Origin of the sequence: Pseudomonas sp. MPDS (genome assembly GCF_013283895.1) — a bacterium.
In the GTDB taxonomy this organism is placed as follows: Bacteria; Pseudomonadota; Gammaproteobacteria; order Pseudomonadales; family Pseudomonadaceae; genus Aquipseudomonas; species Aquipseudomonas rhizophila.
On sequence record NZ_CP054128.1, the window covers coordinates 1,139,148 to 1,150,775 of the forward strand.

The following is an 11,628-nucleotide window of genomic DNA, read 5'->3' on the forward strand; positions in this document are numbered from 1 at the left end:
ACATGGACACGACTATCGAAAAGCGCTCCCCCTGGAGCGCGCTGCGCCATAGCACTTTCCGCTGGCTATGGCTGGCCAGCATTGCCTCCAATATCGGCACTTGGATGCACGAAGTAGGGGCCGGCTGGTTGATGACGACGCTTTCAGCCAGCCCCATGCACGTTGCCTTGGTGCAGGTTGCAGGCTCCGCGCCGATGTTCTTTCTTGCTCTTCCAGCGGGAGCCATGGCCGACATCGTCGACAAGCGTCGCTACCTGCTTATGGTGCAAGTGTGGATGGCCGCGGTGGCGATGCTCCTGGCTCTGCTCACGCTAAACGGCATGATGACCGTCGCGCTGCTGCTCCTCCTGACCCTGAGCATGGGCGTGGGGACTGCACTGATGATGCCGGCCTGGTCAGCTTTGACGCCCGAACTGGTCGACAAGCGCGACCTCGGTTCGGCCATCGCCCTGTCCAGCCTTGGCATCAACGTCGCCCGGGCCATCGGACCGGCGATTGCCGGGGTACTGGTCAGCCTCACCGGCCCCTGGGCCACCTTCGCGCTGAACGCCGTATCGTTCCTCGCGGTGATGGCGGTGCTGTATACCTGGAAGCGCGAGCAGACACCTGCGTTGTTCCCGGCGGAACGGCTGCTCGGTGCCATGCGCGCAGGCTGGCGCTACAGCCGCAGCTCCCAGCCGTTGCAAGCGGTGCTGGTGCGGTCGGCGGCGTTCTTCGTCGGTGCCAGTGCTGGCATGTCGCTGCTGCCGCTGATCGTACGCGCTGAACTGAACGGCAGCGCCAGCGATTTCGGTCTGCTGCTCGGCAGTGTCGGCGTCGGTGCAGTGCTCGGCGCTACTTTACTGCCGCGCATCCGTGATGCGGTGAACCCCGATCACTTGGTGGCCGGCTCCAGCCTGCTCTACGCCCTGGTGCTTGCCGCGCTGGCCGGGGTGCGCAACCTGTACTGGCTGATACCGGTGATGATGATCAGTGGCGCGGCCTGGATCGCCGTGTTGTCGAGCCTGCAAATGGCAGCACAGACTTCCGTACCCAACTGGGTGCGGGCGCGGGCACTGTCGGTATACATCCTGGTGTTCTTCGGCAGCATGGCGGCCGGCGGCGCGCTGTGGGGCTTCGTCGCCAGCCACCTGTCGATCAGCCTCACCCTGCTGATCGCAGGCGGGGTTCTGCTGGTGGGCATCGTACTGACCCTGCACTTCCATTTGCCGGTCACCGAGACCGAAGACCTGGCCCCGTCCCTGCACTGGCCTGCACCGATCCTTGCCGATGACCAGGACCAGGAACGCGGTCCAGTGATGATCACCCTTGAGTATCAAGTCGACCCGTCGCAGGCAGAACAGTTTCGCCTTGCCATGCAGGATGTACGCAGCATGCGAATGCGCAATGGTGCCTTTTCCTGGGGGCTGGTCCAGGACAGTGAGCATCCGCAACGTTGGCTGGAGTTTTTCTTTGATGAGTCCTGGCTTGAACATCTGCGCCACCACGGCCGGGTAACCCGTGCCGAACAACGCATCGAGGCTGCGGCTCGCCAGTTCCAAGCGGTCGGGGTCGCCATACGCATTCATCACTACCTGACCCCCACTAAGTCCCACACCTGAGCGCATTCACAAAGGAGTCAACGCATGAGCCGCAGTGACATGCGCAAGGTGGATCTCAATCTGCTGATTCTTATTGAGGCGTTGATGCACGAGCGCAATCTCACTCGCGCCTCGGAAAAACGCTTGTTATGGGATCAGGGATGAATACAACCGTGCTATTCATACATGGCGAATGGCTGTCTGCCGCCGCCTGGGATAATTTCTCCAGTCGCTATCGGGCATGCGGCTACACCTGTATTGCGCCACCTTGGCCCTTATCGGAGGGGCCGCCAGAGAGGCTGCGCAGCGCGCCACATACCGATTTCCCACGGCTTGGGATCAGACAAATTATTGAGCACTATGCAGCGCTGATTCGGCGCATGCCTCAGCCGCCCTTGCTGATTGGCCACTCGCTGGGTGGTCTGCTCGTTCAGATGCTGTTGGATCGTGGTCTTGGCTGTGCCGGCATTGCGATTGCAGCGATACCCCCGCGCGGGGTAATACCGCGCTTGAGCGTTCTCTCCAGGGCGATACCCATGCGCATGGCTTGGGGCAGTTGGAAGCGAGTCATGTATTTTCCGCTACCAGAATTTACCCAACAATTTACCCAGGCTATGGCGATCCAGGATATTGCGCTGCTATATGCAAACCATATCGTGCCAGCACCGGGGCGGATTTTCTTTGAAGCGGCTTTCGGTATTGGCACCTATGTCGATTTTGCCAATGACCGCAGAGCACCGCTGCTGTTGATCGCCGCCGAGAACGATCACAGCGTACGGCCATGCGTGGTGACGTCGAACTATCGGCACTACAACCGCTCTGCGGCCAGCACCTCGCTCAAGTGCTTTGCCGGGTTCAGCCATTGGCTCATCACCGAACCAGGTTGGGAGCAAGTAGCTGACTACACAATTGAATGGGCGCAAACTCAGCTGGGTCGTTTTTGATTTTTTTCAGGTTCGCGCGGTGATTAGCGTATTGGGATCTTACCCAACCAAACAGCAGATGTTCACCCCAGGAAATCGCTGGCGCACATGCACGGCGTTGGCAATCCATATGCTGTTGGTTTGCCTGCCATGGTTCAGTACGACGGCAACGGCCTCCGACTACTTACTGGACACGCTGGAGCACCACCGTTGGACCGTCGCTGATGAGGGACCTAGCCAGGTAGGGGCTTTGGCCCAGACCCGAGACGGTTATCTCTGGCTCGGAACCAACGATTCGCTCTATCGCTTTGATGGTCTGGACTTCGCGCGCTATACCCCGCCAGACGGTAACCCGCTTGGCATCATTTCCGTACTCAAGGCGGAGGATGAGGGCCTGTGGGCCGGTCTCCGTACTGGGGGCATAAGCCTGATCACCGACACGGGCATAACCACTTACCCAGTCAGCGCTGGGTTGCCTGGCGGAGTGGTCTATAGCATCGCCAAGGATCACAGTGGCGCAGTCTGGATCGCCGCAAATGATGGCTTGGCACGGTTTGACGGTAACGCCTGGCAACGTATCGGTACCGACTGGAACTTTCCGGGACGACATGCTCGCGCGGTACTCCTCGACCGCGATGGGACGCTATGGGCAGCCAATGAAGATCGCCTGTTCTACCTGCCGTCGGGTGCCCGAGCGTTTGTCGATGCAGGCATTGCGGTGGGTTGGGTGAGTCAAATGGCTCAGGCTCCAGATGGGGCCATCTGGATGGCCGAACGATATGGCGGTTCGCTGCGCCGAATCGTGCCAAGCGAAGGCGATGCGGCGACCCAGGTGACCGTAATCGACGGTGCTAATGGTTTGTTATTCGACAGCGCCGGGGCGATATGGGTGGGTACCAGCGGTAAGGGCGTTCGCTATGTGCCAGCCTCTGCCAGCCTCAACGCGCTATCGATAACTGACGCCTTCGATCACCAAGAAGCGTTTATGGCCAAGGATGGCTTGAGTGCAGATAACGTTCTTCCAATACTCGAAGATGTCGACGGCAATATTTGGGTGGGCACTAGCGCCGGACTAGACCGTTTTCGGCCAAGTGCTATGGTCTCGGCCGCATTTCCACACAACGCCCAGAATTTCGCATTGGTTGCCGGTGCGGCAGGCAGTGTCTGGGCAGGTACCAGCAACCTACCTGCAATGCGCCTGAGCAGTACGGGGCTGACCACTCTGGATATACCGGCACCGATTAGTAATGCCTTTGGTGATGCTAACGGTGATATCTGGATGGCTGGCAGCAATGGTATCTGGCGTGCGCAAGGAGACAAAATCGAGCGAGTTGCCTCATTACCAACTCAGGATGCGCTTGACTCAGCCGTACGCGCGATGACTCTCGATCAGGCGGGCGACCTGTGGGTTTCGATCAACCGCAAAGGGTTGTTTGTTCTTCGAGACGGACGTTGGTCAATCGTTGCCCCGCCTAATGCTGATCCAAGCCAGTTAATGCCTGTCAGCGCTACCACTGATCCTCTTGGCAGGCTCTGGTTCGGCTACCGCAATAACCTGATTGTGACTCACGACGGCAAGGTACAACGACACTGGGGGGCGGACGAAGGCTTAAAGGTTGGTCATGTCACCGCGATGCTACATCAGGGCCATCTCACCTGGGTTGGTGGCCAGCGTGGAGTGGCCTTCTTCGATGGTGAGCGCTTCCACAGCCTTCACCTACCGGACAATGGACTGTTCGACAATATCTACGCGATTCTAGCCGTACCTCCCAGAGAACCTGAAGGTGACGGTAGCTATGATCTCTGGCTCCACGGCAAAGCCGGGGTCTATCAGTTGACCGCTCGTGAATTAAAGCGCGCCATCGCTGACCCGCTATACCAGATAGGTTACCGCAGCTATGAGGTGATTGGTGGCCTGGCCAACGACCCCCACCAAGTACTCCCATTACCCACTGCAGTGCGTAGTACGGATGGACGTCTATGGTTTAGCACCAGTAAGGGCGTGACCTGGATCGATCCAACTCGCTACGTGCAGAGTAAAGCCGCCCCCAAGGTAGTTATCCAATCATTCAATGTCGATGGTAAGGAACCCCCACCCAGTGAGTTGTCACGGCTGGGAGCAGAGCCAAGAAGCATCGAAATTTCTTACACAGCGCTCAGCCTCTCAGGCATGCAAGGCTTGCACTTTCGCTATTTGTTGGAGGGATTCGACACAGACTGGCAGCAGGCGGGTTCAAAACGTAGCGCCATCTATACGGGGCTCGGCCCCGGAGATTATAGGTTCCGCGTATTAGCCTCCAATCAGGATGGGCTACTGAGCACCGAAGAGGCCGTGCTGAGCTTCAGTATTCGACCCGTTTTCTACCACACCCCACTGTTTATCGTATTGAGCGGTCTAGCAGTGGTAAGCGTTTTGTGGATGCTGCATCGCTTCAATATTCGCCGTTCGGCCCAGAATCTGCGGGACCGCCTCGAGGAGCGACACGCCGAGCGCGAGCGAATCGCCCGTGAACTGCATGACACCCTACTCCAGGGTGTGCAGGGCCTTATGTTGAGTTTCCAAGCCGCCACTGAGCAAATACCCAGTACTCATCCGGCTCGAGGCAGAATGGAGAGAGCGCTAGACCGCGCAGATCAGGTTTTGGTGGAGGCACGAGAGCGGGTGAATAATCTGCGTGATCTGAACGAGCCGGCTCTGAACCTGATCGATGCATTTGCCGCTGTCACGAGTGAGCTGCAGCTAGAAGGCAGTACGCGCTTTACCCTGAGCAGCCACGGCACGCCACTGCCGCTGCACCCTATAGTCGGTGAAGAAAGCTACCGGATAGGCTGTGAAGCGATCATGAACGCCTTTCGACATGCCAATGCGCAGAATGTGGAAATCCAGATCGTCTACACCAAACACGCATTTCAGCTGAGCGTTGGCGATAATGGTAGCGGCATCAACCCACAGTATCTGCCGCCCAATATCCGCCCCAATCACTGGGGCTTACACGGCATGCTGGAGCGGGCCGAAAAAATAGGCGGGCGGCTGTCTATTCAAAGAGGAGCCCACAGCGGCACTGAAATTCAACTGACTGTACCCGCGGTAATGGCCTATCGACGTATCCCGCGACGTCTTAGCCAGTGGCTACGTGTATTGACCCAATTGAGGCCCTGAGTGTGCACCCAGAGAATGAACAGATACGCGTGCTGGTCGTCGATGACCACCCTCTGCTGCGCGAGGGTATAGCCGCCGTCCTTGAAGCCCAATCAGACATAGCGCTGGTCGGAGAGGCGACCAATGGGCACGAAGCGCTTCAGCTATTTCGCTTGCTGCGCCCGGACGTCACCCTGATGGATCTACAAATGCCCGAGATGGATGGCATCGAGGCGATTCATGCCATTCGCGCCGAGTTTCCTTGCGCACGCATTGCCATTCTGACCACCTATCGGGGTGATGTACGGGCATTACATGCGATCAAGGCGGGAGCTATCGGCTACTTATTGAAAAGTAGTCTACGCAAGGAGTTGCTGGATGCCATCCGCTCTATTGCTGCAGGCAACAACCATTTCCCGGCAGAGATAGCTGTTGAACTGGCTGATCACCTAAGCCACGACTGCCTGACCGCTCGTGAAATCCAAGTTCTGCAATGTGTGGCTATGGGCAAACCCAACAAGCAAATCGCCGCGGAACTCATGATCACGGAAGACACCATCAAGGGGCATTTAAGAAATATCATGGACAAGTTGGGTGCCAGCAATCGCACCCATGCGGTCACTCTCGGCATTCAGCGCGGCATCATCACTGTGTAATACCCCACTTTTGAGGGGCGCGCGCGCCCCCCATTGTTGTCTTATGTGCGATCAGAGCACGGCGTAGCATGGTGCCATGGACATAAAGATCCACAGTGGAGCACCGCCATGCGTGCCACCTTGCATGCCGTTACCCCGGCAACTGCAGTAGACAGCCAGACTCAGCGCTGTATTTCCGACGAGGCTTATGACGGCGTCATGCAATTGCTTAGAGATGCTCAAGCGCACCTGAGCATTGACCGTGACTCAGCCTGCCTATGCCTGACCCGCGCCCTGGTCATGTTGCAAAAGAGCGATAGTCAGTTAAAAAGCCGCCACGGCTGCCTATCCAGTTGGCAAGCCAAACGGGTGGTTGACTACATCGACGCTAACCTCGACTCATCAATACGCACAAATCAGTTGGCCGCTGTTCTCAGCTTGAGTGTCAGTTACTTCTCGCATGCTTTCAAAAATACCTTTGGTGTAACGCCGCTGGTCTACGTCGCACGTCGTCGCATCGAATCTGCGCGTCAGATCATGCTCACGACCGACTCCTCGCTGACCGACATCGCCCACAGCCACGGATTCTGTGACCAATCCCATTTCATCCGTACCTTCCGCCGCCAGATCGGGGTTACACCTCAGACCTGGCGACGTTTGTGCGATGCCGGGTTATACGAGGAACAGACCAGTTCCACCCCCAGAACACTGGCCATTGTCAGGGCCTCAGCGTGCAACGCATAGCGCAGGGCTATCGCCCCGGATATCGAAGCGCAGGGGCTTGCCGTCAGCGCTCATTCAAATTGCGGAGTTCGAAACAATGAGCCGGGGTAATTTGAATCAGCTCGGTAGGCTATTGATTCATAAAGTTAATATCGGGTTGATTTTCTTACTTGGAATACCAATTGGAATACCGTGCGAATTCTTTTTGTATTCGATCTAATCACAGATTGCATCGGAGTTGGCCTGCACGCTTCGTAACCAAGATTGGCATCGAGCCGCTCGAGCCGCGACCAGCAAGGGGTCACCAAATGTCGACAACGTTTTCCGGGCAGCGGTGCGGCCTACCACCCTGGCAAAGGCTGGCTCGCTTCAAGCGCGTAAAAGAAGTCGAGTTCTCGCTCTCTACACGGCTGTGGGCGGGACCAATCTCCTGGTTTGTTCTGCTCTCAGACAAAACATCCGGCCCCTACTAATCACCGCCGACATTGACTAGAGCTTTTCTTCTGCCATTGCTGGTGGCTCCTGCATTAAACTAGGGGCATCCTGATCCAGCTGCAATGTGGCCATCGCCGCTGCCAGTAACGCTGTTGTCGCCATATGCGATCCCCCCCTCGCTTGAGGGCAGTCGGAGGTATCATGACCAAACCGTGGCCGGCACGAAGGCAGACGCTCTCAGTGGTCTAGCCACAACCACAAAATTGACGGCTAAAGTCGCCGCACTCGCTCATTAGTGATCTGGACAGTGGTAAACCATGAATGCAGTAGAAATTGAGTCCGCAATATCGGAGCTGGCCCTCCAGCCCTTCGACGCGGCGGAGTTCCCGTTCGCCTTCCTGGCCGCTTTTGGCAGTAAGGATACGGCTCTCAAGCGCTTGCGAGCAGGCAACAATAACACTTCAGATGTACCCGGTGGCGTGCTACTACGCAGTAACATCCATATCGCCGTATGCAAAGCCGGCACCGTAGGCGAAACCCTCAAGGCATTGCGTGCCAGTCCGGCCACCACAAAATCCAAAGCCAAGTTCATCCTCGCCACCGATGGTCAGACTCTTGAGGCCGAACAATTAGCCAGCGGCGAAACCATCACCTGTGCTTATCCGGACTTCCCCAACCGTTTCGGCTTCTTTTTGCCCTTGGCCGGCATCTCCACCATCAAGGAGATCAAGGACAATCCCATCGATGTGCGTGCGACGGGCCGTCTGAACAAGCTGTATGTTGAGCTGCTGAGCGAAAACCCAGACTGGGCGAAGGCCGAACGCCGCCATGATATGAACCATTTTATGGCACGCCTGATCTTCTGTTTTTTCGCCGAAGACACCGACATCTTCGATGGCGAGGGTTTGTTCACCCAGACTGTGGAGCAAATGAGCGAGCGCGACGGCTCTGATACCCATGAGGTGTTGGAAGCGATCTTCCGTTCTATGAACATCAAGGTTGCCGAGCGCGCCAATGCTGAACCTCGTTTGCCGAACTGGATCAAGGGCTTCCCTTATGTGAATGGCGGTCTGTTCTCTGGCAGTACTGACGTGCCACGCTTCACGCGCATGGCACGCACCTACCTTATGCACGCTGGCAATTTGAACTGGAAACAGATCAACCCGGATATCTTCGGCAGCATGATTCAGGCCGTGGCCGATGATGAAGAGCGCAGCGCATTGGGCATGCACTACACGAGCGTGCCCAACATCCTGAAGGTGTTGAACCCGTTGTTTCTGGATGACCTGCGTGCACAGTTGAATGAGGCAGGTGATAACGATCGCAAGTTGTTGAACCTGCGCAAGCGCATGGCGCGTATCCGTGTGTTTGACCCGGCCTGTGGCTCAGGCAATTTTCTAGTAATTGCCTACAAGCAGATGCGCGAGATTGAGGCGGAAGTTAACCGCCGTAGGGGAGAGCCACATCTGGGCAGCGAGATCCCGCTAACCAACTTCCGAGGTATCGAGCTGCGCGACTTCCCAGCAGAGATTGCGCGCTTGGCGCTGATCATTGCCGAGTTCCAGTGCGATGTACTGTATCGCGGGCAGAAGGACGCGCTGGCCGAGTTTCTGCCGTTGGATGCGCAGAACTGGATTGTTTGTCACAACGCTTTGCAATTGGATTGGCTAAGTGTGTGCCCACCCACGGGGACTGGCGTAAAGCTGGTGGCAGATGACTTGTTCGGCGCGCCGCTCAATCAGGCGGAAATCGACTTCGAGAACGAAGGTGGTGAGACCTACATCTGCGGGAATCCACCCTATGCTGGATTGAGCTCTCAAACGAACAAGCAAAAGGATGATTTGAAGAGTCTTTTTGATGGAAAGACCACATACTGGAAATCGTTTGATTATGTGATGGCCTGGTTCTGGAAGGCAAATGAATTCATGCGTGGGCAGACGGCCAAGGCTGCATTCGTGTCAACGAATTCAATTTGCCAAGGGCAACTTGTTTCGATGTTTTGGCCCATGATTCTTAGAGATGGAGCACGAATATTTTTTGCTCATACATCATTTAAATGGAATAATTTGGCCGCAAATAACGCTGGTGTTACCGTGGCGATTATTGGTTTGTCAAACTCCGAAGAAAAAACGATTCGTCTGTTTTCAACACAAAATTCTGGAGAGGTAAGCCAAAAAGTTGTCCCTAATGTAAATGCTTATCTTGTCGCTGGCCCAGATATATACGTTGACGCTGAATCGAAACCTTTATTTGATCTTCCCGTGATGTTTTGGGGTAATAAGCCCGTTGACGGTGGCCATCTTTTGATGACCAAGGATGAAGCTCGCGATTTGATAAGAGCTGAGCCGGAGGCATTACCCTACTTGCGCCCGTTTTACGGCTCGGTGGAGTTCATCAGCGGGAAGTCGCGCACGTGCCTGTGGGTTGATGATTCTGAAGTGGAGCAGGCAAATCAACTCGCGAGTCTGCGCGCTAGATTTGAGCAAGTCAGGGAATTTCGATTGTCGAGCAAGGCAAAGGAAACCCGCCCATCAAGCAAATATCCGCACAGGTTTCGGCAGATACAGGGTTCGCCTGGCAATGAGTCCATTGTTGTCCCCATTCATTCCAGCGAATCTCGCCAGTATCTTCCTGTTGGCTTGCTGCCGAAGGGGGCGATAGTCTCCAATGCTGCTTTTGCAATTTACGATGTCTCACAGGTTTGCTTGGCCCTGCTTGCCTCACGCCTACATCTTGTCTGGATAGCTACGGTCTGCGGCAAAATTAAAACGGATTACCGTTACTCTAATACGCTTGGTTGGAACACCTTTCCTGTGCCGCTGCTCACGGAGCAAAACAAGGCCGACCTGACCGCCTGTGCCGAGGGCATTCTGCTGGCGCGAGAAGCGCATTTCCCCGCCACCATTGCCGACCTATACGACCCGGACAACATGCCGGACAACTTGCGCCGAGCCCACGAGCGCAACGACGAAGTACTGGAGCGTATCTATATCGGTCGCCGTTTTAGAAACGACACCGAACGGCTGGAAAAGCTATTTGACCTCTACACTAAGATGACAGCAGATACAGCGAAGGCCATACCGAAAAAGACACGAGGGAAAATGGCATGAGCGACACACCTGCCAGCCTGACAACCCCACCCGAGGGCTACGGCGAGTGGTTGGCCGACCTCAAAAGCCGCATCCACAGCGCCCAGCAGCGCGCCACGCTAGCTGTGAACCGCGAACTAGTGCAGCTGTACTGGCAGATCGGAAATGATATTTTGACCCGCCAGGCACAACAAGGCTGGGGGGCCAAGGTGATCGAGCGGCTGGCGCATGACCTGCGCACCGCCTTTCCTGATATGAAGGGATTTTCCCGCGCCAACCTGATGTATATGCGTGCTTTCGCCGAGGCCTGGCAAGATGCCGCAATTGTCCAACAGGCTGTTGGACAATTGCCCTGGGGGCATAATTTGGTGCTGTTGACCCGACTGAAGGATCCACAACAGCGCCTAGCCTATGCTCAAAGCGCAATTGCACACGGCTGGTCACGCAATGTGCTGAACATCCATATCGAAACTCGCCTGCTGGAGCGCAGTGGTACGGCGGTCACTAACTTCGATGTCAGCATGCCCAAGGCGCAGTCCGACCTGGCCCGCGAGTCTCTGAAAGATCCGTATCGCTTTGATTTCCTCGGTTTGCGCGATGAGGCGCAGGAGCGAGAGATCGAACACGCACTGGTAAAACACGTTACCGAGTTTCTGTTGGAACTGGGCGCAGGCTTTGCATTTGTCGGGCGGCAGGTACTGCTGGATGTAGGTGGCGACGAGTTCTTCATCGACTTGCTCTTCTACCACCTCAAGCTGCGTTGCTATGTGGTGATCGAGCTCAAGACCGGCAAGTTCAAGCCCGAGCACCTAGGGCAGCTTGGGTTTTATATGACGGCCGTGGATCGCCAGGTCAAAGGTGAACACGACAGCCCCACCATCGGCCTTTTGCTCTGCAAGAGCAAAAACAAGATCGTGGCCGAATATGCGTTGGGCGATAAGACCCAGCCCATGGGCATTGCCGAATACAAATTGCTCGAATCTCTGCCTGCCGAATTGCAAACCAGCTTGCCCAGCATTGAACAAATTGAACGTGAACTAGCGGGCGACGGCACCCTCATGGAGGATGAATCACAGTGATTAACACTACCAACCCGACCAACAG

At 56.2% G+C, this 11,628-nt stretch carries 7 protein-coding genes and 1 pseudogene; all 8 read left to right on the plus strand.

Features of this window, described 5'->3' with window-relative positions; translation table 11 throughout:
* Positions 1-2: 2 nt before the first annotated feature.
* Positions 3-1,601 carry an MFS transporter gene (locus HQ912_RS04970; RefSeq protein ID WP_173406533.1) on the plus strand — a complete coding sequence of 533 codons (1,599 nt, stop codon included), beginning with the start codon at positions 3-5 and terminating at the stop codon, positions 1,599-1,601.
* A 24-nt stretch (positions 1,602-1,625) separates the two neighbouring features.
* Positions 1,626-1,730 (plus strand): annotated as a pseudogene (locus HQ912_RS04975) (LysR family transcriptional regulator); the annotation flags it as partial.
* Positions 1,731-1,741: 11 nt separating this feature from the next.
* On the plus strand, positions 1,742-2,524 hold the full coding sequence (locus HQ912_RS04980) for an alpha/beta hydrolase (RefSeq protein WP_173406534.1): 783 nt from the start codon (positions 1,742-1,744) through the stop codon (positions 2,522-2,524).
* Positions 2,490-5,663: a sensor histidine kinase gene (locus HQ912_RS04985; RefSeq protein ID WP_260990063.1), complete on the plus strand. Its 3,174-nt coding sequence runs from the start codon at positions 2,490-2,492 to the stop codon at positions 5,661-5,663. The genes HQ912_RS04980 and HQ912_RS04985 overlap by 35 nt, the downstream gene beginning before the upstream one ends.
* A 23-nt stretch (positions 5,664-5,686) precedes the next feature.
* The gene (locus HQ912_RS04990) at positions 5,687-6,298 is read left to right on the plus strand and encodes a response regulator transcription factor (RefSeq protein ID WP_218938993.1); all 612 of its coding nucleotides are present in this window, start codon (positions 5,687-5,689) and stop codon (positions 6,296-6,298) included.
* A gap of 108 nt (positions 6,299-6,406) precedes the next feature.
* Positions 6,407-7,021, plus strand: a complete 615-nt coding sequence (locus tag HQ912_RS04995; RefSeq protein ID WP_173406535.1) for a helix-turn-helix transcriptional regulator — start codon at positions 6,407-6,409, stop codon at positions 7,019-7,021.
* A gap of 731 nt (positions 7,022-7,752) precedes the next feature.
* Positions 7,753-10,545, plus strand: a complete 2,793-nt coding sequence (locus tag HQ912_RS05000) for a class I SAM-dependent DNA methyltransferase (RefSeq protein WP_173406536.1) — start codon at positions 7,753-7,755, stop codon at positions 10,543-10,545.
* Entirely contained in the window at positions 10,542-11,603 is a 1,062-nt protein-coding gene (locus HQ912_RS05005; RefSeq protein ID WP_173406537.1) for a YhcG family protein, read from the plus strand. The genes HQ912_RS05000 and HQ912_RS05005 overlap by 4 nt, the downstream gene beginning before the upstream one ends.
* Positions 11,604-11,628 lie beyond the last annotated feature (25 nt).